Consider the following 26,017-nt stretch of genomic DNA (forward strand, 5'->3'; position numbering starts at 1 on the left):
AATGCCACAACTTCAACCAGGCATGGCGCGCATCCGGGTCAAAGACCTGTGCCTGCGCACCTTTATCGGTATCAACGAGGATGAGATCCTCAACAAGCAGGACGTGCTGATCAACCTGACCATCCTGTATGCCGCTCAGGAAGCCGTGCGCGACAACGATATCGACCACGCGCTGAATTATCGCACCATCACCAAGGCCATTATCGCCCACGTGGAAGGCAACCGCTTCGCCCTGCTGGAGCGCCTGACCCAGGAGTTGCTGGACCTGGTGATGAGCAACGAATCGGTGCTGTACGCCGAAGTCGAAGTGGACAAGCCCCACGCGCTGCGTTTTGCCGAGTCGGTTTCAATAACCCTGGCTGCAAGCCGCTAGCCGCAAGCTTTAAGCTATAAGCCATACGCATTCCAACTTGCAGCTTGAAGCTTGTGCGCTGAAAGCTGTCTCGAAGAGACCTCTATGAACGACCAACAACGCCTCGAACTCGAAGCCGCCGCCTTCCGCCGGTTGGTGGCGCACCTGGACAGCCGCAAGGATGTGCAGAACATCGACCTGATGAACCTCTCGGGCTTCTGCCGCAACTGCTTGTCCAAGTGGTACAAGGCCGAGGCCGACGAGCGCCACATCGAGCTGAGCCTCGATGACGCCCGTGAAGTGGTGTACGGCATGCCGTACGCCGAGTGGAAAGCCCAATACCAGAAAGAAGCCAACGCCGACCAACAGGCGGCGTTTGCCAAAGGAAAACCCCATGACTGACCTGAACACCCTGCGCGCCAGCCTCGACAGCGGCGAACACCTGTTTGCCGACACACTGGCCTTTATCGCCGCCGGTTACGACTACCAGCCGCAAGCTTTCACCAACGGCAGCGTGGAAAACGCCGCCGGTCAAAACGAAGGCTCGTGCAAGACCCTGGGGCTGGCGCTGCTGGAAGGCTTGAGCGATCAGCAAGCGTTGCTGGCATTTGGTGAGCATTACCGTTCAGTGGTGGCGACGCCTGAGGGCAGTGATCACAGCAATATTCGCGCGTTGATTGCGCATGGTTTGGCCGGTGTGAAATTTGCTGCGCAGCCACTGACCCGCCGCTGATCCAATCTGGAAACGCGGTCCCTGTGGGAGCCGGGCTTGCCCGCGATGGCGATGGTGACTGACACACAGCTATCGCAGGCAAGCCAGCTCCCACAGGGGTTTACGCCGCCAGCTAAATCCTGCGCATAAAAAAACCGGCCTCTCAGCCGGTTTTTTTATTTCAACGGATTTAGAACGCAGCGTCCTTCAAACCGTCGAGGTAACGCTCGGCATCCAGGGCCGCCATGCAACCGGCGCCGGCCGAGGTGATGGCCTGGCGGTAGACGTGGTCGGCCACGTCACCGGCGGCAAAGATACCTTCGATGTTGGTGGCGGTGGCGTTGCCTTCACGGCCGCCCTGCACCACCAGGTAACCGTCTTTGGCTTCCAGCACGCCTTCGAACAGCGAAGTGTTCGGGGTGTGGCCGATGGCGATGAACACGCCGTCGACTTTCAACTCGTCGAAGCTGCCGTCGTTGTTTTTCAGGCGAGCACCGGTCACGCCCATGTTGTCGCCCAGGACTTCATCCAGGGTGGCGTTGAGCTTGAGGATGATCTTGCCTTCAGCGACACGGGCGTGCAGCTTGTCGATCAGGATCTTCTCGGCGCGGAAGGTTTCACGGCGGTGAACCAGGGTCACGGTGCTGGCGATGTTGGCCAGGTACAGCGCCTCTTCGACGGCGGTGTTACCGCCACCGACCACGGCGACCGGCTTGTTGCGATAGAAGAAACCGTCGCAGGTCGCGCAGGCCGAAACACCCTTGCCCATGAACGCTTCTTCGGAAGGCAGGCCCAGGTAACGGGCGCTGGCGCCGGTGGCGATGATCAACGCGTCACAGGTGTAGACGCCGCTGTCACCGGTCAGGCTGTAAGGTTTCTTGGAGAAATCGACTTTATTGATGTGGTCAAAAACGATCTCGGTTTCAAAGCGCTCGGCGTGTTCTTTCATACGCTCCATCAGCACCGGGCCGGTCAGACCGTGGACGTCGCCCGGCCAGTTGTCGACTTCAGTGGTGGTGGTCAACTGACCGCCCGCCTGCATGCCGGTGATCAGCAGCGGCTTGAGGTTGGCCCGGGCAGCGTAGACGGCAGCGCTGTAACCGGCAGGGCCGGAACCGAGAATAATCACTCGCGAATGACGGGTATCAGACATGACTCACTCCTATCGACCACCCGGACAACAAGGCGGCTGGAATAAAAAAGGACCGCGAAGCACTTGGGGAAGGCTTGAACTCGCAGGTCCTGAAAAATAATGGGTGCAGCGTATCGAGGGGGGCAAGATTAAGGAAATACGGAATAACAATCCAGCTCATAGGCGGTCTCTATGCAGTCGGCTCGGTTAATCGACACCTTTGTTACCTTTGATGTCGTCACACCGACCGCGCTTTCGCGTTGAATGCAAAGCCGGTAAGGTCGGCCCGTTCGTCATCCTGCTCGGAGTTCTCCATGCCTGCCCCTGCTCTTTCCGGCCCGCAATACCTGCGTGAAGGCCTCAAACTGGTGTTGAGCCCTGGCCTGCGTCTATTTGTGCTGCTGCCATTGGCGATCAACCTGGTGCTGTTCGTCGGTTTGATCTATTTCGCCGGCCATCAGTTCAGCCTGTGGGTCGACACCTTGATGCCGACACTGCCTGGCTGGCTGAGCTTCCTCAGCTACATCTTGTGGCCGCTGTTTGTCGTGCTGGTGGTGTTGATGGTGTTTTTCACCTTCACCATGCTCGCCAATGTCATTGCCGCACCGTTCAACGGTTTTCTTGCGGAGAAGGTTGAGGTCGTAGTACGCGGCACCGATGACTTCCCGCCCTTCAGTTGGGGTGAGCTGATTGCCATGGTCCCGCGCACCCTCGCGCGGGAAATGCGCAAGCTGGGTTACTTCCTGCCCAGGGCCATCGGCCTGTTTATCCTGTCGTTCATTCCGGTGGTCAACCTGATCGCCGCACCGCTGTGGCTGCTGTTTGGCGTGTGGATGATGGCGATCCAGTACATCGACTACCCGGCGGACAACCACAAGCTGGGCTGGAACGAAATGCTCGCCTGGCTGCGCCAGAAACGCTGGCAGAGCATGAGCTTCGGCGGCATCGTCTATCTGGTGCTGCTGGTGCCGGTGGTGAACCTGCTGATGATGCCGGCGGCGGTGGCCGGGGCCACACTGTTCTGGGTGCGCGAGCAAGGTGCTGAGGCCATGGCACGGCAAAATGTGGCCACGTCATAAATCCATCATCCCAGTGACACAATGACGACATGGCCCACAGTGACACTGTGGGTCATGACGACAGCTTCGCTTCACATCACCCTGATTACCGAAACCTTCCCGCCGGAAATCAACGGGGTGGCCAATACCCTTGGCCGCCTGTGTGAGGGTTTGCGCGCGCGCGGCCATCAGGTGGAGTTAGTGCGCCCGCGCCAGGGTGCCGACCAGAGCCGCCCCAGCGACGACGAATTGCTGCTGTGCCGCGGCTGGCCGCTGCCAGGCTACCCCGGCCTGCAATGGGGCCAGTCGTCGATGCACAAATTGCTGCGACGCTGGACTCGCCAACGCCCGGACGTGCTGTACATCGCCACGGAAGGGCCACTGGGTTTATCCGCGTTGCGCGCAGCGCGTCGTCTGGGGATCAGCGTGGTCAGCGGTTTTCACACCAATTTCCAGCAGTACTCGAACCAATACGGTTTGAGCATGTTGAGCCGTATGGTGACCCACTACTTGCGCTGGTTTCACAACCGCTCGAGCCTGACCCTAGTTCCCAGTGCCAGCCAACGCCTGGAGTTGGAGCGTCGAAATTTCGAGCGTTTGGGGATGCTGTCTCGCGGGGTCGATAGCCAATTGTTCCACCCCGCCAAGCGCGATAACGCGCTGCGTGAAAGCTGGGTACTTAACAGTGATCAAATCGCCGTGCTGCATGTGGGCCGACTGGCGCAGGAAAAGAACCTGGGGTTGCTCAAACGCTGCTTCGAAACCTTGCAAGACACTTACCCACTGCGCCAGATGAAACTGATCATCGTGGGTGATGGCCCGCAGCGGGCAATGATGGAAAAGGAATTGCCCGAGGCGATTTTCTGCGGCGCCCTGCGCGGCGAAGAACTGGCCCGGCATTACGCGTCCGGTGATGTGTTCCTGTTCCCCAGCCTGACCGAAACCTTCGGCAACGTGGTGCTGGAAGCCATGGCCTCGGGATTGGGAGTGGTGGCCTACGACCAGGCAGCCGCGACCCAGCATATTCGCCATGGCTACAACGGCGTGCTGGCGATGCCTGGGGATGAGGATGCGTTTTGCGATGCCGCCAACTGGCTGCTGGAGGATGCCGAGAGCTTGCGCCGCATGCGCTTGAATGCTCGCCAACATGCCAGCCGCCAGGGCTGGCCGGCGATTATTGAGCAGTTCGAGCGCCACCTGCGCGGGGTGTGCGGCGAGCAGCCGGTGATTGCCGCACAGTCGCGTTTGATCTGACAGGGTGTTGGCTGTCAGATCACGCTCGCGGGCGCCACTTACACCAACGTCGTCAACGCCTCACGACTGAACGGCAGAATGTCGCCTTCACGACCTTCACGCACCTTCACGGCCCAGTCCGGGTCCACCAGCAAGGCACGGCCTACAGCCACCAAGTCGAATTCGTCGTTGTTAAGGCGCTCCAGCAGTTTCTCCAGGCTGGCCGGCTGCGCAACCTTGTCGGTGTTGACCATGAACTGCAGGAACTCACCATCCAGACCGACACTGCCGACAGTGATGGTCGGTTTCCCGGTGAGCTGACGAGTCCAGCCCGCCAGGTTGAGGTCTGAACCTTCGAACTCCGGCTCCCAGAAACGACGGGTGGAACAGTGGAAAATATCGACACCGGCGTCAGACAGCGGCTTGAGGAATTCCCCCAGGGCTTCAGGGGTTTGCACCAGGCGTGCGGTGTAATCCTGCTGCTTCCACTGAGAGAAACGCAGGATGATCGGGAAATCCGGGCCCACGGCAGCGCGGGTGGCCTGGATCAACTCGATGGCAAAGCGCGAACGATTGGCCAGGCTACCGCCATATTCGTCGGTGCGCTGGTTGCTGCCTTCCCAGAAAAACTGGTCGACCAGGTAACCGTGGGCGCCGTGGATCTCCACGCCGTCCATGCCGATGCTCTGAGCATCCTTGGCGGCCTGGGCAAAGGCGTTGATCACGTCCTTGATGTCCTGGGTGGTCATGCCGTGGACCACCACGTTGCCATCCTTGAGCTTTTCCATTGGACCGTAGGCCGGCACGCTGGCATCAGGCTCGGTACCAATACGGCGCACGCTGCCCACGTGCCACAACTGCGGGACAATCTTGCCGCCTTCTGCGTGCACGGCATCGACCACTTTCTTCCAGCCGGCCAACGCGGCTTCACCGTAAAAATGCGGGACGTTCGGGTAGCCGTTGGAGGCTTGATGGCCGACCACAGTACCCTCGGTGATGATCAGCCCTACGCCGGCGGCGGCGCGGCGGCGATAGTATTCGATGACCTTGGAATTCGGCACGCCACCCGGCGAGAACGAACGGGTCATCGGCGCCATCACCACACGGCTCGAAAGCTGCAGTGCACCGAGCTGGAACGGTTTGAACAAGGCTTGGACAGGCATGGGAGCACTCCACAGAAGAGGTGTTTATGATGTGGATAATATGGAGAGTGCACAGTGCTGGGTAGCACTATTGATCTGGGTGATTAAGGGGTAAAAGCGAGGGAAGTCAGGTGCCGCTAACCTGCGGCGAGGGCGTTTGCTCCCTCACCTTCGGCAGGAACGATTTAGCTCAGGGCTTTTTCGATGGCCTGGACGACCGTTGGATCATCCGGCGCCGTGCGGGGCGAGAATCGCGCGAGCACTCGCCCGTCTTTGCCCAGCAGGAATTTTTCGAAGTTCCAGGTGATATCCCCTGGAAACTCGGCGCCCTCGCCAGCCAGCAAGCGATAGAGCTGATGACGGTCGTGGCCATTGACGTCAAGCTTGCTGCCCAACGGGAACGTCACGCCATAATTCAAGCTGCAGAACGCCTGGATCTCCTCCTCACTGCCCGGCTCCTGGCCTGCAAACTGGTTGCAGGGCAGGCCAAGCACGGTAAAACCCTGGCCTTTGTACTGCTGGTAGAGGTTTTCCAGCGCCGCGTATTGCGGGGTCAAGCCACATTTGGAGGCGACGTTGACTACCAGCACAACCTGCCCTTTGTAGGGCGCCAGCGGCAGGTCTTGTCCGTCTAAAGCTTTGAGTTTCAGATCGTGGAAAGCACTCATGACGAACTCCAGATATCCCATGTTCTTCGCATTGCGGCAGTTCGAGATTACAGACCGCAAGCCTGCAATCATAGACGCCGATTGAAAAACTCGCCCGCCGGTTACTGCGCCGTTGGCCAGGGCAAAATTGGAATAGCGGTGACCGCATTCTGCGGGCTGCCTTCGATCAGACGGTCGCTATAGACCAGATACACCAAGGTATTGCGCTTCTTGTCGAGGAAGCGCACCACCTGCATGGTCTTGAACACCAGCGAGGTGCGCTCCTTGAACACTTCGTCGCCATCCTTGAGTTCGCCCTTGAAATGAATCGGGCCAACCTGGCGGCAGGCAATCGAGGCTTCGGCGCGGTCTTCGGCCAGGCCCAGCCCGCCTTTCACGCCGCCGGTCTTGGCGCGCGACAGGTAGCAGGTCACGCCGTCGACCTTGGGGTCATCGAACGCCTCGACCACGATCCGGTCGTTGGGGCCGACGAATTTGAATACCGTTGAAACCTGGCCGATTTCTTCAGCGCTGGCCAGCAGCGGCATGACCAGCAGCAGGCCGAGCAAACCCTTCATGACTCGCATCGTATATTTCCTTTGTTTAGACCAGGATCAGGTTATCGCGGTGCACCAGTTCCGGTTCCGCCATGTAACCCAGGAGTCCGACAATCGCTTCAGACGATTGTCCAATTATTTTCTGCGCTTCCAGGGCACTGTAGTTGGCCAGGCCACGGGCGATCTCACGACCGTCCGGCGCCACGCACACCACCATCTCACCACGGCGGAAGCTGCCCTGCACCAATTTGACGCCCACCGGCAGCAGGCTCTTGTTGCCTTGAGACAACGCCGACACGGCGCCTTCGTCCAGCACCAGCGTGCCACGGGTTTGCAGATGACCGGCCAACCACTGCTTGCGCGCCGCCAACATGCCGCGTTCCGGCGACAGCAGCGTACCGATGCGCTCTCCGGCCTTGAGGCGGTCCAGCACCCGCTCCAGGCGCCCACCGACGATGATGGTGTGGGCGCCGGAACGCGCAGCCAGGCGCGCTGCACGCAGCTTGGTCTGCATACCGCCACGGCCCAGGGCGCCGCCGACACTGCCGGCCACGGCGTCCAGCGCCGGGTCATCGGCGCGGGCTTCGTAGATCAACTGGGCGTCGGGGTTGTTGCGCGGGTCGGCGTCGAACATGCCGTCACGGTCGGTGAGGATCACCAGCAGGTCAGCCTCCACCAGGTTGGCCACCAGTGCGGCCAGGGTGTCGTTGTCACCAAAACGGATTTCGTCGGTGACCACGGTGTCGTTCTCGTTGATCACCGGGATCACCTTGAGCTCCACGAGCGCGCGCAAGGTGCTGCGAGCGTTGAGGTAGCGCTTGCGGTCGGACAGGTCGTCGTGGGTCAGCAGGATCTGCGCCGTGTGGCGGCCGTGCTCGGCGAAGCTGGATTCCCAGGCTTGCACCAGGCCCATTTGGCCGATGGCGGCGGCGGCTTGCAGTTCGTGCATCGCGCTGGGTCGCGCGGTCCAGCCGAGGCGGCTCATCCCGGCGGCAACGGCCCCGGACGACACCAGCACCAACTCGACACCGGCCTCATGCAAGGCCACCATCTGCTCGACCCAGACGCTCATGGCTGCGCGATCCAGACCTTTGCCATCTGCCGTCAACAGCGCACTTCCGATCTTTACGACCCAGCGCTGCGCACCTGTCACTTTGCTCCGCATCATCTTCAACCTTAGAGTGAGGGCCGCGCGACCCAGCGCCGCCCATAACGTTATTCGTGACTACATTCCTGACTGCATAAAACCCAGATACCAAAACGCCGCTCGAGTGAGCGGCGCTTAAGTTTACTGCAACGAATCAGTCGCGCACGTAAATGATTTCCGGACCGTCTTCATCATCCACGTCTTCTTCGTCCCAATCATCGTCGCCGATGTCATGGACCGACTTCACGCCGCTGCGGCGCAGGGCACGCTGGTCGTCCAGAGCCTGCAACTGAGCGCGGGCTTCGTCTTCGATCTGCTGATCGAGTTCGGCCAGTTCGGCCTTGAATACCGGGTCAGCCGCCAAGCGGTCGGCGCGGTCTTCCAGGTAGCGCATGATGTCGCGGCACAGACGCTCGGTACCTTCTTTGGCGATGGCCGAGATCACGTAGACCGGACCTTCCCACTCCAGGCGATCGACGATTTCCTTGACGCGCTCTTCGTGCTCTTCTTCCAGGATCTGGTCGCACTTGTTCAGTACCAGCCAGCGATCACGCTCGGCCAGGGCCGGGCTGAACTTGGTCAGTTCGCTGACGATCACTTCGGCGGCGTCCGGTGCGCTGGTGTCATCCAGCGGCGCCATGTCGACGAGGTGCAGCAGCAAACGGGTACGCGACAAGTGCTTGAGGAAGCGAATCCCCAGGCCTGCGCCGTCGGAAGCACCTTCGATCAAACCAGGAATGTCGGCGACCACGAAGCTTTTCCAGCGATCGACGCTGACCACACCCAGGTTCGGCACCAGGGTGGTGAACGGGTAGTCGGCGACTTTCGGCTTGGCGGCCGAGACCGAGCGGATGAAGGTACTTTTGCCGGCGTTCGGCAAACCCAACAGGCCTACGTCGGCCAATACTTTCATTTCGAGTTTCAGGTCACGCTGCTCGCCCGGCTTGCCCGGCGTGGTCTGGCGTGGTGCACGGTTGGTACTGGACTTGAATCGGGTGTTACCCAGACCGTGCCAGCCGCCCTGCACAACCATCAGCTTTTGGCCGGCCTTGGTCAGGTCGCCAATCACTTCCTGGGTAGCGGAGTCGATGATCGTGGTGCCGACCGGTACGCGCAGTACCAGGTCTTCGCCCTTTTTACCGGTGCAGTCGGTGCTGCCGCCGTTGGAGCCACGCTCGGCATCGAAGTGCCGGGTGTAACGGTAGTCGACCAGGGTGTTGAGGTTTTCGTCGGCCATCATGTAGATGGAACCGCCGTCACCGCCGTCACCGCCGTTGGGGCCACCGTTTTCGATGAATTTTTCGCGACGGAAACTCATGCAACCGTTACCGCCGTCGCCTGCTTTTACTCGGATGGAAACTTCATCAACGAACTTCATAACAAAACGCCTCTCGTCGCATGGACGAGCTTAAGAAACCAAGACATAAGACTCTTGCAAAAATGAGCGCAGCGACCTCAATAACGACCGCAAATCCAGCGCCTGAGCCCATTACAAACAGCTTTGCAAGAGACTCACTCCACAAACGAAAAAGCCCCGTCGCGAGACAGGGCTTTTCCAGCGATCGCGCAATTAAGCGGCGACAACGCTCACGTAACGGCGGTTGAACGCGCCTTTTACTTCAAACTTGATCACGCCTTCGATTTTCGCGAAGAGGGTGTGATCTTTACCCATGCCAACACCGTAACCGGCGTGGAATTGGGTGCCGCGCTGACGCACGATGATGTTGCCCGGAATGATTTTCTGGCCGCCATACATCTTAACGCCAAGGCGTTTGGCTTCTGAGTCGCGACCGTTACGGGTACTACCACCAGCTTTTTTGTGTGCCATGAGTCAATTCTCCTAGTGAGGAATTAGGCTGAAATTAAGCCTGAATACCGGTGATTTTGATCTCGGTGTACCACTGGCGGTGGCCCATACGCTTCATGTGGTGCTTACGACGACGGAACTTGATGATGCGGACTTTATCGTGACGACCTTGGGAGATCACTTCAGCCACAACGGTAGCGCCAGCAACCACTGGAGCGCCGATGTTCACGTCATCGCCATTGGCGACCAACAGAACGCGATCAAAAGTAACGGATTCGCCAGTAGCGATTTCCAGTTTTTCGATCTTCAGGTATTCACCTGGGGCGACCTTGTATTGCTTGCCACCAGTAACAATTACTGCGTACGACATGGTATTTCTCCGATAATCCTGCTCACCCAGCGCTTTATAAGAAGAGGTATTGGCTGGCATGGCTGCATGGGATGGACGTCCCGAATGCAATTGCGTAAGGCAGGTGCTGCCCAGGAAGTTCAGGGTGCGCGATTGTACGCAAGGTAAATGGGTGATGCAAGTAGCCGCCAATCGCCGTGAAAGCGTAGCGAGCGAAGCGAAGACAAGGAAAAAACAGGCGAGGAAGCGGAGTTTACTGGCTGTAAATGAGCATTCCGAGCCTGTTTTTGACGCAGGATTACGCGCGTAGAGCCGAAGGCTCCCAGCCTGCAGTAGCTTTCACGGTGATTGGGCGCGCCTTGACACCCGCGGGTGAGGGTCCTAGCATGCCGCGCAACCCTTCTGGAGCGACTGTCGCTGATGCAACCCCAAGCTTTCTACCGCGCGGTCGCGGACGATTTTAGCGCCGTCGACGGCATTATCAAGCAGCAGCTGACGTCTAAAGTGCCGCTGGTCTCCAAAATTGGCGACTACATTACGTCGGCGGGCGGCAAACGCCTGCGTCCTTTATTAGTGTTGCTGTGCGGCAAGGCCCTGGGCCGCGAAGGCGATGACTTGCGCCTGCTGGCAGCGACTATCGAATTCCTGCACACCGCCACCCTGCTGCATGACGACGTGGTCGACATGTCGGGCATGCGCCGTGGCCGTGAGACCGCCAATGCCATGTGGGGCAATGCCCCTAGCGTATTGGTAGGCGACTTCCTGTATTCACGCTCGTTCGAAATGATGGTCGAACTGGGCTCGATGCCGGTGATGAAGATTCTTTCACAAGCCACGCGCATCATCGCCGAAGGCGAAGTGTTGCAGCTGTCGAAGGTCCGCGATGCCAGCACCACCGAAGAAACCTACATGGAAGTGATTCGCGGCAAAACCGCGATGCTTTTCGAAGCCTCCACCCACAGTGCCGCCGCCCTGTGTGGCGCCACTGCCGAACAGGCCGAAGCCCTGCGCACCTTTGGCGATCACCTGGGCGTAGCGTTCCAACTGGTGGACGACCTGCTCGACTACCGTGGCGACGCCGAAACCCTGGGCAAGAACGTCGGTGACGACCTGGCCGAGGGCAAGCCGACCTTGCCGCTGATCTACACTATGCGCGAAGGCACGCCGGAACAGGCTGCACTGGTGCGCAAAGCGATCCAGAAAGGCGGGATTGAAGACCTGGAAAGCATTCGCGCTGCCGTGGAAGCCTCGGGCTCCCTGGATTACACCGCACAGTTGGCGCGTGACTACGTCGCCCGTGCCATCCAGTGCCTGGAAGCACTCCCCGCCAGCGAATACCGGGATGCCCTGGTTGAGCTGAGTGAGTTTGCGGTCGCGCGTACTCACTGATTCTGCTCCGCTTCTGGCTTGCCTGCGATAGCGTCAACTCGGAACAACAGACACACCGAGTGGATAGCATGACAGGTAAGCCAGCTCCCCCATTAGATCCAAGCCCCCGCCACACTCTAAATCCCTATATAATGTGCGACTTTTAGCCATCCTGACTTTCAAGGAGCTTTAGTGAGCACGTTGCCACCCTGCCCGAAATGCAATTCCGAATACACCTACGAAGACGGCGCCCAGCTGATCTGCCCGGAATGCGCCCATGAGTGGTCCGCCAATGGCGAGGCCGAAGCGGCCGGTGATGAAACCGTGAAGAAAGACTCTGTAGGCAACGTCCTGCAAGACGGCGACACCATCACTGTCATCAAGGACCTCAAGGTCAAAGGCACTTCCCTGGTGGTCAAAGTGGGCACCAAGGTCAAGAACATCCGCCTGTGCGACGGCGACCACGATATCGATTGCAAGATCGACGGTATCGGCCCGATGAAACTCAAGTCAGAGTTCGTCCGCAAAGTCTGAATCTGCTACATCCATCCCGCGCCCGCCGCGGGATGGCGTTTCGCCCTCCCCGTTGATCGAACGCACTATCCCCACAGAAAAATCAGCAAATCGCCAATAGGCACTTGCTATTCTGCTAATAATAATTATTCTCATTGAATCCCTCAAGGAGAATGACCATGACTTATTTGATAGATGCCTGGCTGGACCGACCACACCCTTACCTGCGGATCCTGCATCGGGAAACCGGTGAAGTCTGTGCCGTGCTGGAAGAAGAAGCGCTCAATGAGCTGCAGGACCAGGGCGACCTGGACGTGAGCGGCCTGAGTTCCAGTGAACCTGGAGTGCTTAAGGAGGTGGTGCGCAATCTGTTTCTGTTCTGCTATGCCCGAGCGTTGCGCCCGGCCACGGAGCTCAATGGCAAGTTCCATCCATGAGACACCACGCAAAAACTGATTGCCCCGGCTTTATGGGGGAGCCGGGCTTGCCCACGATACCAATGACTCGGTCATACCGGCTACCGAGTTGATGCCATCGCAGGCTAGCCAGCTCCCACACAAAGCCGGGGCCGACATTACCGAGTATTACAGAACGTCGAGCAGCTCAACGTCGAACACCAGAACGCTGTGCGGCGGGATGCTGCCAACGCCTTGAGCGCCGTAAGCCAGTTCGCTCGGCACGTACAGACGCCATTTGCTGCCGGCATTCATCAGTTGCAGGGCTTCGGTCCAACCGGCGATCACGCCGCCAACCGGGAATTCTGCAGGCTGGCCACGCTCGTAGGAGCTATCGAACACAGTGCCGTCGATCAGAGTGCCGTGGTAGTGAGTACGCACTTGGTCTTCACGGGTCGGCTTGGCGCCATCACCGGCGGTCAGCACTTCAAATTGCAGACCGGAAGCCAGGGTAGTGATGCCATCACGCTTGGCGTTTTCAGCCAGGAACGCCAGGCCAGCGCCAGCAGCCGCTTCAGCCTTGGCAGCCGCTTCGGCTTGCATGATTTCGCGGATAACTTTGAAGCTGGCAGCCATTTGCTCTTGATCAACGCGGCTTGGCTTGCCTGCGAAAGCGTCGGTCAGGCCAGCCAGGATGGCGTCGATGCTAACGCCCGGTGGCGGGTTGTCGCGCAGCTGGTCGCCCAACTGACGGCCGATACCGTAGCTGACGCGGGTTTCGTCGGTGGACAGATTAACTTCGGACATGAAGAGGCTCCGCTGTAGGACAGCACGATTTCCCGTGCCATCCAAAACTAAAAGGGCCCGCAGACTAGCACACAAGACCGGCCCGTGATGAGCCCCCTGCCCCGCGCCGCAAACCCGACAGGTCAGCATTGCCATACGGTGATAGCCACCCTTCGTCGAACCGGTAAGAAAAGTATTTCAGATTCATCCCCCGCCGCCGATACAGCCCTACACACTTTGGCTGGCTCAAACAACAACACCGCCCAGCAGACAAACATCATTCTTGCGGAGCATTCGATGAATAGCTGGTTCGGCAACATCAGCGTCAACCTTAAACTCGGCCTGGGCTTCGGCCTGGTGCTGGTCCTCACCTCGATCCTGGCACTGACCGGCTGGACCAGCCTGGGCAGCCTGATCGACCGTAGCAACTGGATGAGCGACATCACCCAGCTCAACGCCTCCCTGACCAAGCTGCGTATCGTGCGCCTGCAATACATGCTGGCAAACGGCGATGAAGCCGTGGCACAGAACGTACAGACTAGCCTGGACGCCTTTGCAGCCCAGCAACAGAAGCTGCTGGACAGTTTCAAAAGCCCGGAAAACTTCAAGCTGCTCACTGAGCAAAAAGCCGTCATCACCGCCTACCAGCAGTCGCTGAACAAAATGCGTGAGGCCTACCGTAACGGCAACGCCGCACGCCAGGTCATGGGCGACAAGGCTGATATTGCCAACACCCAGATCGACGCACTGGACACCAGCGTGCAGCAGATGCCCGACAGCCCGGAGCGCTACACCCAATACCAGGCCATCACCCACGCCAAGGAAGAATTCCAGCTGGCGCGCTATGAAGTGCGCGGTTATACCAACACGGTCAACGCAGAGACCGAAGCCCGCGCCGCTGCGCAAATCGAGAAAGCCATCGGTGGCTTGAAAGGCCTCAACGCCGCGTTCGGCACCAGCCAACAAAGCGCATTGACCTCGCTGGAAACCGCGCTGGGTGCCTATCGCAGCGCTGTGCAGAGCTACAAGGCAGCCAACGCCAACATCGTCAGCGCCCGTGCCGAAATGACCACACAAGGCGCCGATATCGTCACCATCAGCGACAAGCTGTATGACATTCAGCTTGATCGCCGCGACGCCGAAAGCGCCCAGGCCCGCAGTCTGCAGTTGATCAGCACATTGCTCGCCCTGCTGGTCGGCATCATTGCTGCACTGGTGATTACCCGCCAGATCACGCGCCCGATCCAGGAAACCCTGGCCGTGGTGGAACGCATCGCCTCCGGTGACCTGAGCCACAACATCCAGGTGACCCGTCGCGATGAACTGGGTGTGTTGCAACAAGGCATCCAGCGCATGGGCACCACCCTGCGTGAATTGATCAGCGGTATTCGCGACGGCGTGACTCAGATCGCCAGCGCCGCCGAAGAACTGTCAGCCGTTACCGAGCAGACCAGTGCCGGCGTCAACAGCCAGAAGATCGAGACGGATCAAGTCGCCACAGCGATGCATGAAATGACTGCTACCGTGCAAGAAGTTGCGCGCAACGCCGAGCAGGCGTCCCTGGCCGCTGCCGACGCTGACGGTCAAGCCCGCGCAGGTGACAAAGTGGTGGCCGAGGCCATCGCCCAGATCGAGCGCCTGGCCGCCGAAGTGGCGCGCTCTACCGACGCCATGACGCACCTGCAACAAGAGAGCAACAAGATCGGCAGCGTGATGGACGTGATCAAGGCCGTAGCCGAGCAGACCAACCTGCTGGCGCTCAACGCAGCGATTGAAGCGGCGCGTGCCGGTGAAGCCGGTCGTGGGTTTGCCGTGGTTGCCGACGAAGTACGCGGCCTGGCCCAGCGTACCCAAAAATCCACCGAAGAAATCGAAGGCCTGGTCGCCGGCTTGCAGAACGGCACCCAGCAAGTGGCCACTGTGATGAACAACAGCCGCAGCCTCACCGACAGCAGCGTCGAGCTGACCCGTAAGGCCGGCGTATCGCTGGAAAACATCACCCGTACGGTGTCGAACATCCAGTCGATGAACCAGCAGATTGCAGCGGCGGCGGAACAGCAAAGTGCCGTGGCCGAAGAAATCAGCCGCAGCATCGTCAACGTGCGGGATGTGTCGGAGCAGACCGCCACCGCGAGTGACGAGACGGCCAAGTCGAGCGTGGAACTGGCGCGTTTGGGCAGCCAGTTGCAGCAGATGGTCAGCCACTTCCGGGTTTAAAAAACCAAAAAAGCCGCCTCGACTTAAGCCGAGGCGGCTCCACTTCTCAGACCTTACAGGTCATCAAAGCTGTCCCGTAGGAATGTCCACACGTGATAAACACGCAAGGCATTCACTACGAGGTTCCACGTACGTCGTACAAACTTGGACATACTCGGCCCTCCCTGAGTTGGGCCTTACCTCCAGCGCACTTACCGGAACACGTGAGCCTTGGGATGCACATCACTGCTTCCTCTGAGGCGGCCGGGCTTTGGTTCCTCCCGCATGAATCCGGCACGGATTACTAGCCCGTGGCGTTCGGTCCATTATTCTGCGCGCGTACCCAGCCACCTACAAAACGACGCACTTGGAACGGAGCTGATACTAACCAACATCCCGGCAAAAGGTGTGACGAGCGATGATAAAACCTACTTCAAGATCAGCAAATTCATTGCCAAACTTTACTGCTAATTGTGCATACAAAATGAAAAGCACCGACCGTCGTCAAGTCTTGCCTGATGCAATAACCGGCAGTAGTATCCGTGTTGCACATCATTGCTTCCAATGAGATAGCAACCCCAGCCACAAACTGGGTTCGCAAAAAAAAACCGCCCTACTAAGGCGGTTTTTTATTGCCTGCGATTTGCCAATCAGCCGTCGCCTTCCTCAACAAACACCAGCCGATTGCCAAACGGATCGCTGACACTCATCTCACGCGAGCCCCAAGGCGTTTCCTCAACCCCAGGCTTGGCATACCGGTAATCCTTGGCCAACAACTGCTGCTGATACGCGTCCACCCCGTGCGTTTGAATCCGCACCGCCGCCCCCGGCGAAGCATCGCCATGATGCTCGGACAAATGCAGCACGCATTCCCCCAGCGACACCTGCAGATACAACGGAAAATTCGCCTCAAAACGATGCTGCCAGTCGACCTTGAACCCGAGGAACTCGACGTAGAATTCCAACGCCTTGGCCTCGTCGAAAATACGCAAGATGGGGGTGACCTTTCCTAAGTGCATGGCAACAACTCCGTGTAAGAGAGCGCCCCACTATAGAGACGAAAAACCACCGCGCAAATCCCCATTACGCGCCAGAAACCGCCCAGGTCGCTGACCATTGGCCTGGCCATCGATGTAGCTCAACACTCCGTTGATCCACACACCATCAATGCCCTCAGCCGCGCGTTGCGGCGCTTTGAAATCCGCTACATCACGCACCCGCAGCGGGTCGAACAACACCAGGTCGGCCCAGTAGCCTTGACGAATTTCGCCCCGCTCAGCCAAACCAAATCGCGCTGCCGACAACCCCGTCATCTTGTGCACCGCCGTGTGCAACGGGAACAGCCCAACGTCGCGGCTGAAATGCCCCAGCACCCGGGGAAACGCGCCCCACAAACGCGGGTGAGGAAACGGGTCTTCAGGCAGCCCGTCAGACCCCACCATCGACAGCGGATGCGCCAGGATACGTCGCACATCCGCTTCATCCATCCCGTAGTACACCGCCCCCGCCGGTTGCAGACGGCGTGCGGCGTCCATCAGCGAAACGTCCCATTCGGCGGCGATAGCCTGCAAGTCGCGCCCACCCACTTCAGGGTGCGGCGTGGACCAGGTGATGGTGATACGAAAGGCATCGGTGACCTGCTTGAGATCCAGCGTCGAAGAGCTGGCCGCATAGGGATAACAATCACACCCCACCGGGTGGGTTTTCGCTGCGGCTTCCAGCGACGCCAACAACTGCGGACTACGCCCCCAGTTACCCGCCCCCGCACATTTGAGGTGGGAAATAATCACCGGCACCTTGGCATGTCGGCCGATGAGAAACGCCTCGTCCATCGCCTCCAGCACCGGTTCGAATTCGCTGCGCAAATGGGTGGTGTACACCGCACCGAAGGCCGTCAGTTCTTCACTGAGTTGCAGCACTTCATCGGTCTCGGCATTGAATGCGCTGGCGTAGGCCAGGCCTGTGGATAAACCAAGGGCACCCGCCTCCAGGCTTTCCTGCAATTGCGTGCGCATGGCGGCGATTTCGTCGGGCGTGGCGGTGCGGTGCAGGTCGTCCATATGGTTGCTGCGCAGGGCCGTATGGCCGATCAGCGCGGCAACGTTCACCGCCGGATGCGCACTTTCCACGGCAGCACGGTAATCGGCAAAGCGCGGATAAACGAACGCTTCACGCGACCCCAAGAGGTTCATCGGGTCCGGCGGGTCGCTGCGTAAATTGACCGGCGACGCGCTGATGCCACAGTTGCCGACAATCACCGTGGTCACACCCTGGCTGAGCTTGGGCAACATCTGCGGGTGACGGATCACCACCGTGTCATCGTGGGTGTGCACGTCGATAAAGCCCGGCGCCAACACACGGCCATTCGCATCGATTTCGTGCTCAGCCTGCGCGGTCGACAGGTCGCCAATCGTTTCGATCCGCCCTGCCCGCACACCTACATCAGCGACATAGCCCGGGGAGTTGCTGCCATCTATGATCAGCGCCTGGCGAATCAGCGTGTCGTACTTCATATCAATCTCCAAGCGGCAGGCTATCGGGGCCGCCGCGATAATCGTCCAGGGCCAGCTTGATCCGGCGCAGGCGTTCCTGGTTGTCGTCCGGCATGGCCAGCGCCAGCTCGGTGGCGAGCAAGTCGATGGCCAACAGCATGCCGTAGCGCGCTGCGGTCGGCTTGTAGATAAAACTGGTTTCGGCCGGCTGCAATGGCAACAACACGTCTGCCAACTGGGCCAGCGGTGAGTCGGCCAACGTGATGGCAACGATGGGCGTGTCGTAGTTGCGCGCCAGCCTCACCACGTCCAACAATTCGGGAGTGAGGCCGGAGAGCGAGCAAACGATCAAGGCATGTTCAGGGCCCAACGTCGCGGCCGTGACACGCATCATCACCGGGTCGCGGCAAGCGGCAATCGGGTAACCCAGACGCACCAGTCGCACCTGCAGCTCCTCACTGCACAGGCTCGACGGGCCGCCCATGCCGAAGGCGTGGATCATCCGCGCCTTGCCCAACAGGCTGACTGCATCGACAAAACTCGCCTGGTTAAAGCCTGACAAATGCTGGCGCAACGTCGCTTCGACATCGCCGAGAATCTGCCGATGAAACGCCGACTGTTCCGGCAACCCTGCCGGGTCCAGAAACCGGCTACCCACCCCGCTGGCCTGCGCCAGTTGCAGGCGCAAATCCCGCAGATCGCGGCAACCCACACTGCGCGCAAACCTCGACAAGGTCGCCGTGCTGACCTCGGCCCGTTGCGACAACTCTTCCAGGCTGGCCGACGCGGCAAAGCCCACGTCATCGAGCATCAGCCTGGCGATACGCCCTTCGCCGGCGCTGAAGGAATCCTGGCGAGCACGAATCTGGTAGAGGATGTCCATGAGGTCTCCGAATTACAGGATGCAGGACAGACCGTAAGTCAGACCGAAGGCGACCACCGAAATCAGGGTCTCCAGCACGGTCCAGGTCTTGAAGGTCTGGATCACTGTCATATTGAAGTATTCCTTGATCAGCCAGAAGCCGCCGTCGTTGACGTGGGAAAAGATCACCGAACCCGCCCCAGTGGCCAGCACCAGCAATTCGGGGTGTGGATAACCCAGGCCCATGGCAACGGGCGCGACCACACCGGACGCCGTCGTCATGGCCACGGTGGCCGAGCCCGTGGCGATCCGCATCAGCGCGGCGAACAACCAACCCATCACCAGTGGCGACAAATGGAAAGCATGGGCCAAGCCGAGGATCTCATTGGTCACGCCCGCGTCCACCAGAATGCGGTTCAACCCGCCGCCCGCGCCGACCAGCAAGGTAATACTGGCCGTCGGCGCCAGGCATTCATTGGTGAACTTGAGGATCGCTTCACGGTTAAAGCCCTGGGCCAGCCCCAAGGTCCAGAAGCTCACCAAGGTCGCCACCAGCAGCGCGATCACCGAGTTGCCGATAAACAGCAGGAACTGATTAAAACCGGTCCCCGGTGTAGAAATCACGTTGGCCCAGCCGCCGATCATCATCAGCACCACCGGCAACAGGATGGTGCCCATGGTCAGCGTAAAGCTCGGCAAACGGGTACGCGGCTCACGCTCGATGAACTGACGCTCCAGCGGGTTCTCCGCCGGCAGGTGAATGCGCGGCACGATGAACTTGGCGTACAGCGGACCGGCGATGATCGCCGTAGGGATACCAATCAAGATCGCATACAGCACGGTCTGCCCCACTGACGCGTTATACGCCAGCACCGCCATCATCGCCGCCGGGTGCGGTGGCACCAGCGCATGCACCACCGACAGACCGGCGACCATCGGCAAGCCGACCATCAGGATCGACACGCCCACACGCCGCGCCACGGTAAAGGCGATCGGCACCAGCAACACAAAACCGACCTCGAAAAACAGCGGCAGCCCCACCAGGAAAGCGATACACACCATCGCCCAATGCGCATTGCGCTCGCCGAAACGGTTGATCAAGGTGCGCGCCACCTGCTCGGCGCCACCGGATTCGGCCATCATTTTGCCGAGCATGGTGCCTAACGCTACCACCAGGGCGATATGCCCCAGCGTCTTGCCGACACCCGCCTCATACGAGCCCATGATGGTATCGGCGGGCATCCCGGCCATCAGCGCCAGGCCGATAGACACCAGGGTGATGACGATAAACGGGTTGAGTCGGTAACGTGCAATCAGCACGATCAATGCAATGATGGCGATGGCAGCGTATGCCAGCAGCCCCAAGCCCAGTGGTGCGGCCATGCGGTACTCCTCGGAAAGGGTCACGTCGAATTGGTTGTGAAACTCATAAATCATTACCGAGGAGTATTTTCAATTTTTATGAAAGTAATTTTCGCCCACAGATAAGCGCTGTCGCTTGGGGATATGCCCTACGCCGGCGCGTGAAAATTCGTAGGGCGTTCTTACATGAAGTTTTGTGCGGCGCGGAAACTCAATGGCCAGGGCCGAGTCTCAGATTGCGGCCTCAACTACGATCAGGAATCCCCACAATGAATCGCAAGACCCTGCTTGTTCCCTTCGCCGCCAGTGCGCTGCTGCTGGCCCTGTGCGGCAACGCCTCGGCCGCCGACAACGCTGCCTTGAAGAAATGCATGGACGGCGCCAACACCAGTGCCGACATGGTCAATTGCAACGCCAAGGAAGCCAAAGTGCAGGACGAGCGCCTGAACAAGGCCTACAAAACCGCCCTCGCCGCCCAGGAAGGTGCGCGCAAGCAGCAATTGCAGGATGTTCAGCGCCTGTGGATCAAATACCGCGACGCCAATTGCGGCTTCGCAGGCAGTGCCACCGGCGGCACCATCGACCAGGTCAATGGCTCCGGCTGCCTGCTGGACATGACGCAGACCCGCGCCCAGGAACTCGAAGACCTGGTCGGGCCGTGATCCCGGTGGGAGCGGGCTTGCTCGCGATATTCTTTAACGATGACACGGACTCGCTGGGACTCAGCCCGATCAGTCGTGATGAACCTTCGCGCGCTTGAGCAGCTTCTTGCAGCGCTCCGACAAATGCAGCACACGCAGATGTTTGCCGGCCTTGCTGTAACGCTCACGCAGGGTCATCAGCGCGGCAATCGCCGAGTAGTCGACAAAGCTTAGGTGACGGCAATCCAGCGTCACCTCGGCCGGGTCATTGGCCGGGTCGAACCGGTTCAAGAACGGTGTAGTTGACGCAAAAAACAGCGTGCCGTGCAGGCGATAGAGTTTGCTGCCGTCGGCTTCCAGGTGTTCATCGGCATACAGCTCACGCGCCTGTTGCCAGGCAAAGTTCAGCGCCGCAATCACAATGCCGCACAGTACGGCCGTGGCCAGGTCGGTAAACACGGTAATCACCGTCACCGCGAGAATCACCAGCACGTCGTTGAACGGCACCTTGTTGATCACCCGTAGCGACGCCCACGCGAAGGTCTGCTGGGACACCACAAACATCACCCCCACCAGCGCCGCCAGCGGGATTCGCTCGATCAGCGGCGACAGAAACAGAATGAACAACAGGATCATCACCCCGGCAAATACCCCGGAGAAGCGCCCGCGCCCGCCGGAGCTGAGGTTGATCACGGTTTGCCCGATCATCGCGCAACCGCCCATGCCGCCGAACAGGCCAGAGACCATATTCGACGCGCCCAGGGCCACACTTTCGCGGTCGGGGTAGCCACGGGTCTCAGTGATCTCGTCGGTGAGGTTGAGGGTGAGCAGGGTTTCCAGCAGGCCCACCATGGCCATCAGGAACGCGTAGGGCGCGATGATCGTGAGGGTTTCCAGGGTCCAGGGAATCTGCGGCAACGCAAAGGTCGGCAGGCCACCGGCAATGTGAGCCATGTCGCCGAGGGTACGGGTCGGCAGGCCAAGCAGGTACACCGCCAGGCCGACCCCGAGGATCGCCACCAGCGCGGGTGGCACGGCGCGGGTCAGGCGTGGCAACAGGTAGACAATCGCCATGGTCAGCACAACCAGGCCCGTCATCACATACAACGGCGTGCCGCTGAGCCAGCGTTCACCGCTCTTGAAATGCTCCAGTTGCGCCAGCGCGATAATGATCGCCAGGCCGTTGACGAAACCGAGCATCACCGAGTGCGGCACCATGCGCACCAGCTTGCCCAGGCGCAACAGGCCGAACGCAACCATGATCAGCCCGCCCAACAGCACCGTCGCCAGCAAATACTCCACGCCGTGCTGCACCACCAGCGCGACGATCACCACTGCCATCGAACCTGCCGCGCCCGAGACCATGCCAGGACGGCCGCCGAATAACGCAGTGAGGGTGCAAATGATGAAGGCGCCGTAGAGCCCCATCAACGGGTTGAGGTGAGCGACCAACGCAAAGGCGATGCATTCGGGCAGCAGCGCAAAAGACGTGGTGAGGCCGGCCAGGGCATCGGCGCGCAGACGGGTGAGGTTCATGAGGTACCAGGGCGTTGCGGGGAATTAGGCGGGGAATGGTACGGAATTGCGGCGGGTGGGGCCAGTGAAGTGTCAGGTCAGGTAGACCGAGTTGCCCCTATCGCAGGCAAGCCAGCTCCCACTTTGACCGCGTGTTGCTTGAACGACTCGGTCGATGTGGGAGCCGGGCTTGCCCGCGATGGCCGCACTCCGCTGTTAAGCGAACATCACACCATTTCGTTGCGAATCCACTCCACCACGGACGTACGCTTCGGCGCCCAGCCCAGCAGCTCACGGGCATGCTTGCCCCGTACCCGGCTGTTGGAACCCAGGCCGTAGTTAGCCATTTCATAGCCCCATTCGGCTTCCGCGTCAGCCAACGGCCAATCCTGCGGCGCGCCCAGGTGCAGCGCTTGAGCAATGGCGGTGGTCATGTCTATAAACGACGCCTCGCCGCTTTCCACAAAGTAGAACGTGCCCGGAATGTTTTTCGTCAGCGCCAGAAGATAGAGCGCAACCACGTCTTCAATGTGCACGTTGGACCAGATGTTCTGCCCGGTACCCACATGGCGCACCACGCCGCTCTTGCGCGCCTGCTTGAGCAGTCGCGGCAATTGCACGCTGTCACGCTTAACACCCAGGCTGTGGCCATAGATCAGGGTGTTGCAAATCACCGCCGAATTCACGCCGTCCTTGGCGGCCGCCAGGATCAGGTTGTCGATGGCCACGCGCGCGGCCTTGTCGACGGTCGGCTCCGGCAGGTTGTCTTCAACGTAGATGACATCGCTGGCTTTGCCGCCCGACGCATCACCGACAATGCTCGAACCGCTGGTGTGCAGGAACGGCTTGTTCGAGCCTTTCAAGGCGGCCAGTAAGGTTTCCACGGCAGCACGATGATCGCTGCTCGCGGCGTTGATCACCGCATCGGCTTTCTGCGCTTGCTCGGTCAACACCGCGGCGTCGTCAAGGGTGCCGATCACTGGGGTAATACCCAGGCCGGTCATTTCAGCGGCTTGTTCGGCGCTGCGCACCAGGCCGGTGACGTGGTGCCCGGCGTTGACCAGGCCGGTGGCGATGGAGCCACCGATAAAACCTGCGGCGCCGGTAATGAATACGTTCATGGAGAGTGCTCCTGACTGGGTAAGTGATGATCCCAGTATCAAGGGTCCATCCGTGTCGAATAAGACCCTGTTGCCCAATTCAATCTTGCGCGCAGGTCACGAATCAGTAGGCATACCGCGCCAGCTTGGCCTGAATGAAGTCCAGGAAGCACTGAATGCGCAACGCCAACTGCGAGTTGCGGTAGAACACCGCGTGAATCGGCTGGCGATAGCCACTGTTGAACGCCTCCAGCACCGGCACCAGGCGCCCGGCGTTGATATCTTCAACCGTCATGAAGTTCGACAGGCAGCAAATGCCCTGCCCTTCCAACGCCAACTGGCGCAGGGTCTCGCCGCTGGACGCAGCAATGCCGGGCTGGATCAGCCACCGATCGCCCTCCACGTGCCGCAATGGCCAATGGTTGAGCGTTTCTGTCTGCGTGAACCCCATCAACGTGTGATCCGCCAACTCGGCGACCGTGCTGGGCGTACCGTATTGCTTGAGGTATTCGGGGCTGGCCAGGATATGCAGCGGTGTGCAGCCAAGGGAACGGGCATGCAAGGTCGAATCGGCGAGGACACCGATGCGAATGGCAATGTCGGTGCTCTGCTCCAGCAGGTCGATGATCAGGTCATCGCTGTTCAGCTCCAGCTGGATATCCGGGTACAAACGGCGAAACTCAGCGATATATGGCACGATTCCATGCAGCATGAACGGCACGGCGGCATTGATGCGCAAGCGCCCCGCCGGTTTTTTCTGGCGTGACGACAGGCGTTCTTCCAGGTCATCCATCTGCGCCAGAATCACCTTGGCCTGCTCGAAGAAGTACTTGCCCTCCTCGGTCAGGTCCATGCGCCGCGTGGTGCGGTTGATCAGCGTGGTGTCGAGCTTGGCTTCCAGGCGCGACAAGGTGCGGCTGACCGCCGACGGCGTCTGCCCGACCTGCTCCGCCGCAGCGGAAATCGAGCCGCACTCAATCACGCTGACGAAGATCTGTAGCTCATCGGATCGGGCTTTCACAGGCGGTCCTCTTTATCGGTTAACCGCAGCTTACACCGACAGGTCGAACACCTGCGCCAGGTGCTGCTCGTAGCGCGCCACGTCGACCTCAATGGCCGGGCGTTTCATCACGTCCACACAAAGGAAGGTCGGCAGGCCAGTCATGCCGAGAAACTCATTGGCCTTGTGGAACGGGAAGTAGACGGCGTCTACGCCCTTGGCTTCGAAGAAGTCAGTCGGGTCGTCGAAGGCTTGCTGCGGCGCGTTCCAGGTCAGCGACAGCATGTACTGTTTGCCCTGGATCAGGCCGCCGCTGCCGTATTTCTGCGAGGCATCGGAACGGGTCCGGCCGTCGCTGGCGTACAAGCTGCCGTGGCCTTCGGTGAAGACTTCGTCGAGGTACTTCTTGACGATCCACGGCGCGCCCATCCACCAGCCGGGCATCTGGTAGATGATCACGTCGGCCCAAAGGAATTTGGCGACCTCTTCGGCCACGTCGTAGCCTTCGTCGATATGCGTGACTTTGACGTCGAGGCCACCACGGTCGAGAACGGCGACGGCGGCTTCATGCAAAGTGGCGTTATAACGGCCTTCGGAGTGGGCGAATTTCTTGCCGCCGTTCAGCAGGAGGACTTTTTTCATGGGAGGGAATCCAGAGGGTTAAAAATGTCTGCCGGCAGGCTATCGACATTGAACCCTCGGAATAAGCAGCGGCGCCGCAAAATACATTTGACCAAAACGCACGAATTGCACCAGTACTTTTGACTTACCCGCTTATCAATAGATGACCGCCCAATAGGGCCATGCCGATAAAAAATACGCGTTTGAACAGCACCGCGCTGATGCGCCGGCGTAGCGCCTGGCCCAGCCACATACCCAATAGTGCGGGCACCAGCGCCAGTAGCGAGGCGTTTATTTCGCCGCCGCCCAAGGTGCCGCGCCAGGCTAACCCTGCGGCCAGCGCCAGTGTAGAAACGGTGAACGACAGCCCCAGGGCCTGTACCAACTGATCGCGGTTCAAGCCCAAGGCTTGCAGGTACGGCACGGCTGGAATCACGAACACACCCGTGGCCGAAGTGATGATGCCGGTGATCAGCCCGCACACCGGGCCCAGCCAGCGCTCGGCTTCAAGCTTCACCTTGAGCGTGGGCAACAACAGCCCGCTCAGTGCGTACACCAGCAAGGCGCCGCCCAACGCGCGCACCACCCAATGCCCGCCGTCCATGCCCAGCCACAAGGTGCCGAGCCCGGTGCCAAGGAAAATCAGCAACAGCATCGGCCACAGGCGTTTGAGCAATGCGCTCAGGTGTCCACCGAATGCCAGTTGCCAGAGGTTTGTCACCGTTGAAGGAATGATCAGCAACGCGGCAGCCTGCGCCGGGAGCATAGCCAGGCCGAGCATGCCCATGGCGACCGTGGGCAGGCCCAGGCCGATGATGCCTTTGACCGTGCCGGCCAGCAGGAAGGTGCCAATCACCAGCAGTGTCAAGGCCGGGCCGAGGTTTTGGTAGAACGCGAGGACAGTAGACATGGGCCGATTGTGGGGCTTTTCAATGGGCTCTGAAATTCGCCATATACTGAGGCAGCCTCTTGTTTTGCGTGAGGCTTAGATAGCCATCGCCGGCAAGCCAGCTCCCACATTTACTGTATT

At 59.9% G+C, this 26,017-nt stretch carries 27 protein-coding genes and 2 pseudogenes; 11 read left to right on the plus strand and 18 right to left on the minus strand.

What is annotated here, in order from left to right; genetic code table 11:
* The first annotated feature begins 1 nt into the window (after position 1).
* The 3 genes from folX to ACDZ94_RS03155 all read left to right on the plus strand — a co-directional run bounded on the left by folX (position 2) and on the right by ACDZ94_RS03155 (position 1,085).
* Complete coding sequence (folX, locus tag ACDZ94_RS03145; RefSeq protein WP_003194073.1) at positions 2–373, plus strand: dihydroneopterin triphosphate 2'-epimerase; 372 nt, start codon at positions 2–4, stop codon at positions 371–373.
* Positions 374–457: 84 nt separating this feature from the next.
* The gene (locus ACDZ94_RS03150; RefSeq protein WP_064454098.1) at positions 458–754 is read left to right on the plus strand and encodes a DUF1244 domain-containing protein; all 297 of its coding nucleotides are present in this window, start codon (positions 458–460) and stop codon (positions 752–754) included.
* Positions 747–1,085 (plus strand): HopJ type III effector protein, encoded by a 339-nt coding sequence (locus ACDZ94_RS03155; RefSeq protein WP_432751063.1) that lies wholly within the window; start codon positions 747–749, stop codon positions 1,083–1,085. Before ACDZ94_RS03150 ends, ACDZ94_RS03155 begins: the two co-directional genes overlap by 8 nt.
* 169 nt (positions 1,086–1,254) lie before the next feature.
* Here ACDZ94_RS03155 and trxB read toward each other — a convergent pair whose 3' ends face one another.
* Positions 1,255–2,217: a thioredoxin-disulfide reductase gene (gene trxB / locus ACDZ94_RS03160; RefSeq protein WP_025858049.1), complete on the minus strand. Its 963-nt coding sequence runs from the start codon at positions 2,215–2,217 to the stop codon at positions 1,255–1,257.
* Between the two features lie 293 nt (positions 2,218–2,510).
* Here trxB and cysZ point away from each other — a divergent pair, with 293 nt between their 5' ends.
* On the plus strand, positions 2,511–3,275 hold the full coding sequence (cysZ, locus tag ACDZ94_RS03165) for a sulfate transporter CysZ (protein WP_221295629.1): 765 nt from the start codon (positions 2,511–2,513) through the stop codon (positions 3,273–3,275).
* Positions 3,276–3,329: 54 nt separating this feature from the next.
* On the plus strand, positions 3,330–4,508 hold the full coding sequence (locus tag ACDZ94_RS03170) for a glycosyltransferase family 4 protein (RefSeq protein WP_407016170.1): 1,179 nt from the start codon (positions 3,330–3,332) through the stop codon (positions 4,506–4,508).
* A 38-nt stretch (positions 4,509–4,546) separates the two neighbouring features.
* Here ACDZ94_RS03170 and ACDZ94_RS03175 read toward each other — a convergent pair whose 3' ends face one another.
* From ACDZ94_RS03175 to rplU, 7 genes are all read right to left on the minus strand, one after another.
* A complete protein-coding gene (locus ACDZ94_RS03175; RefSeq protein ID WP_064454103.1) occupies positions 4,547–5,650 on the minus strand; it encodes an NADH:flavin oxidoreductase in 1,104 nt (367 codons plus the stop codon).
* A 164-nt stretch (positions 5,651–5,814) separates the two neighbouring features.
* Entirely contained in the window at positions 5,815–6,297 is a 483-nt protein-coding gene (locus ACDZ94_RS03180) for a glutathione peroxidase (protein ID WP_064454104.1), read from the minus strand.
* 101 nt (positions 6,298–6,398) lie between these two features.
* Positions 6,399–6,863 (minus strand): CreA family protein, encoded by a 465-nt coding sequence (locus tag ACDZ94_RS03185; protein WP_064454105.1) that lies wholly within the window; start codon positions 6,861–6,863, stop codon positions 6,399–6,401.
* Between the two features lie 16 nt (positions 6,864–6,879).
* Complete coding sequence (gene proB / locus ACDZ94_RS03190; protein ID WP_064454106.1) at positions 6,880–7,998, minus strand: glutamate 5-kinase; 1,119 nt, start codon at positions 7,996–7,998, stop codon at positions 6,880–6,882.
* Positions 7,999–8,134: 136 nt separating this feature from the next.
* On the minus strand, positions 8,135–9,358 hold the full coding sequence (gene cgtA / locus ACDZ94_RS03195) for an Obg family GTPase CgtA (protein WP_064454107.1): 1,224 nt from the start codon (positions 9,356–9,358) through the stop codon (positions 8,135–8,137).
* A 192-nt stretch (positions 9,359–9,550) separates the two neighbouring features.
* A complete protein-coding gene (gene rpmA, locus ACDZ94_RS03200) occupies positions 9,551–9,808 on the minus strand; it encodes a 50S ribosomal protein L27 (RefSeq protein WP_003176049.1) in 258 nt (85 codons plus the stop codon).
* Between the two features lie 34 nt (positions 9,809–9,842).
* The gene (gene rplU, locus ACDZ94_RS03205; RefSeq protein ID WP_003176051.1) at positions 9,843–10,157 is read right to left on the minus strand and encodes a 50S ribosomal protein L21; all 315 of its coding nucleotides are present in this window, start codon (positions 10,155–10,157) and stop codon (positions 9,843–9,845) included.
* Between the two features lie 399 nt (positions 10,158–10,556).
* Here rplU and ACDZ94_RS03210 point away from each other — a divergent pair, with 399 nt between their 5' ends.
* The 3 genes from ACDZ94_RS03210 (at position 10,557) to ACDZ94_RS03220 (ending at position 12,454) form a co-directional block, all read left to right on the plus strand.
* Positions 10,557–11,525 carry a polyprenyl synthetase family protein gene (locus ACDZ94_RS03210; protein WP_053257947.1) on the plus strand — a complete coding sequence of 323 codons (969 nt, stop codon included), beginning with the start codon at positions 10,557–10,559 and terminating at the stop codon, positions 11,523–11,525.
* 171 nt (positions 11,526–11,696) lie between these two features.
* Positions 11,697–12,038 (plus strand): zinc ribbon domain-containing protein YjdM, encoded by a 342-nt coding sequence (locus ACDZ94_RS03215; RefSeq protein ID WP_017254008.1) that lies wholly within the window; start codon positions 11,697–11,699, stop codon positions 12,036–12,038.
* A gap of 158 nt (positions 12,039–12,196) precedes the next feature.
* Entirely contained in the window at positions 12,197–12,454 is a 258-nt protein-coding gene (locus ACDZ94_RS03220) for a PA4570 family protein (RefSeq protein ID WP_064454108.1), read from the plus strand.
* Positions 12,455–12,601: 147 nt separating this feature from the next.
* Here ACDZ94_RS03220 and ACDZ94_RS03225 read toward each other — a convergent pair whose 3' ends face one another.
* Positions 12,602–13,219: an FKBP-type peptidyl-prolyl cis-trans isomerase gene (locus tag ACDZ94_RS03225; protein ID WP_053257950.1), complete on the minus strand. Its 618-nt coding sequence runs from the start codon at positions 13,217–13,219 to the stop codon at positions 12,602–12,604.
* A 276-nt stretch (positions 13,220–13,495) separates the two neighbouring features.
* On the opposite strand from ACDZ94_RS03225, the pseudogene ACDZ94_RS03230 reads away from it, so the two are divergent.
* Both ACDZ94_RS03230 and ACDZ94_RS03235 read left to right on the plus strand, forming a co-directional pair.
* Positions 13,496–14,512: pseudogene (locus ACDZ94_RS03230) on the plus strand (methyl-accepting chemotaxis protein); the annotation flags it as partial.
* Positions 14,513–14,821: 309 nt separating this feature from the next.
* A pseudogene (locus tag ACDZ94_RS03235) lies at positions 14,822–15,415 on the plus strand (methyl-accepting chemotaxis protein); the annotation flags it as partial.
* A gap of 629 nt (positions 15,416–16,044) precedes the next feature.
* Here ACDZ94_RS03235 and ACDZ94_RS03240 read toward each other — a convergent pair.
* Genes ACDZ94_RS03240 through ACDZ94_RS03255 form a run of 4 tightly spaced genes read right to left on the minus strand, consistent with a single transcriptional unit; the run spans position 16,045 to position 20,131 of the window.
* Complete coding sequence (locus tag ACDZ94_RS03240; protein ID WP_259763435.1) at positions 16,045–16,413, minus strand: VOC family protein; 369 nt, start codon at positions 16,411–16,413, stop codon at positions 16,045–16,047.
* 30 nt (positions 16,414–16,443) lie between these two features.
* Positions 16,444–17,907, minus strand: coding sequence for an N-acyl-D-amino-acid deacylase family protein (locus tag ACDZ94_RS03245; protein WP_064454111.1), 1,464 nt, complete (start codon positions 17,905–17,907; stop codon positions 16,444–16,446).
* 1 nt (position 17,908) lies between these two features.
* Positions 17,909–18,769 (minus strand): MurR/RpiR family transcriptional regulator, encoded by an 861-nt coding sequence (locus ACDZ94_RS03250; protein WP_064454112.1) that lies wholly within the window; start codon positions 18,767–18,769, stop codon positions 17,909–17,911.
* Positions 18,770–18,781: 12 nt separating this feature from the next.
* Entirely contained in the window at positions 18,782–20,131 is a 1,350-nt protein-coding gene (locus tag ACDZ94_RS03255; protein WP_262666263.1) for a GntP family permease, read from the minus strand.
* A 248-nt stretch (positions 20,132–20,379) separates the two neighbouring features.
* On the opposite strand from ACDZ94_RS03255, the gene ACDZ94_RS03260 reads away from it, so the two are divergent.
* Positions 20,380–20,772 carry a lysozyme inhibitor LprI family protein gene (locus ACDZ94_RS03260; RefSeq protein WP_221295634.1) on the plus strand — a complete coding sequence of 131 codons (393 nt, stop codon included), beginning with the start codon at positions 20,380–20,382 and terminating at the stop codon, positions 20,770–20,772.
* A gap of 69 nt (positions 20,773–20,841) precedes the next feature.
* Here ACDZ94_RS03260 and ACDZ94_RS03265 read toward each other — a convergent pair whose 3' ends face one another.
* The 5 genes from ACDZ94_RS03265 to ACDZ94_RS03285 all read right to left on the minus strand — a co-directional run bounded on the left by ACDZ94_RS03265 (position 20,842) and on the right by ACDZ94_RS03285 (position 25,897).
* Positions 20,842–22,287, minus strand: coding sequence for a SulP family inorganic anion transporter (locus ACDZ94_RS03265; protein ID WP_221295635.1), 1,446 nt, complete (start codon positions 22,285–22,287; stop codon positions 20,842–20,844).
* 206 nt (positions 22,288–22,493) lie between these two features.
* Positions 22,494–23,387 carry an NAD-dependent epimerase/dehydratase family protein gene (locus ACDZ94_RS03270; protein ID WP_064454115.1) on the minus strand — a complete coding sequence of 298 codons (894 nt, stop codon included), beginning with the start codon at positions 23,385–23,387 and terminating at the stop codon, positions 22,494–22,496.
* Positions 23,388–23,490: 103 nt separating this feature from the next.
* A complete protein-coding gene (locus tag ACDZ94_RS03275; RefSeq protein ID WP_128590090.1) occupies positions 23,491–24,387 on the minus strand; it encodes a LysR family transcriptional regulator in 897 nt (298 codons plus the stop codon).
* A 30-nt stretch (positions 24,388–24,417) separates the two neighbouring features.
* The gene (locus ACDZ94_RS03280; RefSeq protein ID WP_262666266.1) at positions 24,418–25,008 is read right to left on the minus strand and encodes an NAD(P)H-dependent oxidoreductase; all 591 of its coding nucleotides are present in this window, start codon (positions 25,006–25,008) and stop codon (positions 24,418–24,420) included.
* A gap of 124 nt (positions 25,009–25,132) precedes the next feature.
* On the minus strand, positions 25,133–25,897 hold the full coding sequence (locus ACDZ94_RS03285) for a sulfite exporter TauE/SafE family protein (protein ID WP_432751064.1): 765 nt from the start codon (positions 25,895–25,897) through the stop codon (positions 25,133–25,135).
* Between the last annotated feature and the right edge of the window lie 120 nt (positions 25,898–26,017).

The sequence above is a fragment of the Pseudomonas sp. UBT genome, from assembly GCF_050915955.1.
GTDB classification, from domain to species: Bacteria; Pseudomonadota; Gammaproteobacteria; order Pseudomonadales; family Pseudomonadaceae; genus Aquipseudomonas; species Aquipseudomonas antarctica_A.

What these genes read in the sequence shown, in the direction of transcription:
- folX (WP_003194073.1), top strand. Translation starts at nt 2, where the DNA reads ATGCCACAACTTCAACCAGGCATGGCGCGCATCCGGGTCAAAGACCTG.
- rplU (WP_003176051.1), bottom strand. Translation starts at nt 10,157, where the DNA reads ATGTCGTACGCAGTAATTGTTACTGGTGGCAAGCAATACAAGGTCGCC.
- trxB (WP_025858049.1), bottom strand. Translation starts at nt 2,217, where the DNA reads ATGTCTGATACCCGTCATTCGCGAGTGATTATTCTCGGTTCCGGCCCT.
- proB (WP_064454106.1), bottom strand. Translation starts at nt 7,998, where the DNA reads ATGCGGAGCAAAGTGACAGGTGCGCAGCGCTGGGTCGTAAAGATCGGA.
- ACDZ94_RS03240 (WP_259763435.1), bottom strand. Translation starts at nt 16,413, where the DNA reads ATGCACTTAGGAAAGGTCACCCCCATCTTGCGTATTTTCGACGAGGCC.
- ACDZ94_RS03225 (WP_053257950.1), bottom strand. Translation starts at nt 13,219, where the DNA reads ATGTCCGAAGTTAATCTGTCCACCGACGAAACCCGCGTCAGCTACGGT.
- ACDZ94_RS03260 (WP_221295634.1), top strand. Translation starts at nt 20,380, where the DNA reads ATGAATCGCAAGACCCTGCTTGTTCCCTTCGCCGCCAGTGCGCTGCTG.
- ACDZ94_RS03220 (WP_064454108.1), top strand. Translation starts at nt 12,197, where the DNA reads ATGACTTATTTGATAGATGCCTGGCTGGACCGACCACACCCTTACCTG.
- ACDZ94_RS03185 (WP_064454105.1), bottom strand. Translation starts at nt 6,863, where the DNA reads ATGCGAGTCATGAAGGGTTTGCTCGGCCTGCTGCTGGTCATGCCGCTG.
- ACDZ94_RS03170 (WP_407016170.1), top strand. Translation starts at nt 3,330, where the DNA reads ATGACGACAGCTTCGCTTCACATCACCCTGATTACCGAAACCTTCCCG.
- ACDZ94_RS03180 (WP_064454104.1), bottom strand. Translation starts at nt 6,297, where the DNA reads ATGAGTGCTTTCCACGATCTGAAACTCAAAGCTTTAGACGGACAAGAC.
- rpmA (WP_003176049.1), bottom strand. Translation starts at nt 9,808, where the DNA reads ATGGCACACAAAAAAGCTGGTGGTAGTACCCGTAACGGTCGCGACTCA.
- ACDZ94_RS03210 (WP_053257947.1), top strand. Translation starts at nt 10,557, where the DNA reads ATGCAACCCCAAGCTTTCTACCGCGCGGTCGCGGACGATTTTAGCGCC.
- cgtA (WP_064454107.1), bottom strand. Translation starts at nt 9,358, where the DNA reads ATGAAGTTCGTTGATGAAGTTTCCATCCGAGTAAAAGCAGGCGACGGC.
- ACDZ94_RS03265 (WP_221295635.1), bottom strand. Translation starts at nt 22,287, where the DNA reads ATGAACCTCACCCGTCTGCGCGCCGATGCCCTGGCCGGCCTCACCACG.
- ACDZ94_RS03150 (WP_064454098.1), top strand. Translation starts at nt 458, where the DNA reads ATGAACGACCAACAACGCCTCGAACTCGAAGCCGCCGCCTTCCGCCGG.
- ACDZ94_RS03280 (WP_262666266.1), bottom strand. Translation starts at nt 25,008, where the DNA reads ATGAAAAAAGTCCTCCTGCTGAACGGCGGCAAGAAATTCGCCCACTCC.
- ACDZ94_RS03255 (WP_262666263.1), bottom strand. Translation starts at nt 20,131, where the DNA reads ATGGCCGCACCACTGGGCTTGGGGCTGCTGGCATACGCTGCCATCGCC.
- cysZ (WP_221295629.1), top strand. Translation starts at nt 2,511, where the DNA reads ATGCCTGCCCCTGCTCTTTCCGGCCCGCAATACCTGCGTGAAGGCCTC.
- ACDZ94_RS03155 (WP_432751063.1), top strand. Translation starts at nt 747, where the DNA reads ATGACTGACCTGAACACCCTGCGCGCCAGCCTCGACAGCGGCGAACAC.
- ACDZ94_RS03245 (WP_064454111.1), bottom strand. Translation starts at nt 17,907, where the DNA reads ATGAAGTACGACACGCTGATTCGCCAGGCGCTGATCATAGATGGCAGC.
- ACDZ94_RS03270 (WP_064454115.1), bottom strand. Translation starts at nt 23,387, where the DNA reads ATGAACGTATTCATTACCGGCGCCGCAGGTTTTATCGGTGGCTCCATC.
- ACDZ94_RS03250 (WP_064454112.1), bottom strand. Translation starts at nt 18,769, where the DNA reads ATGGACATCCTCTACCAGATTCGTGCTCGCCAGGATTCCTTCAGCGCC.
- ACDZ94_RS03175 (WP_064454103.1), bottom strand. Translation starts at nt 5,650, where the DNA reads ATGCCTGTCCAAGCCTTGTTCAAACCGTTCCAGCTCGGTGCACTGCAG.
- ACDZ94_RS03285 (WP_432751064.1), bottom strand. Translation starts at nt 25,897, where the DNA reads ATGTCTACTGTCCTCGCGTTCTACCAAAACCTCGGCCCGGCCTTGACA.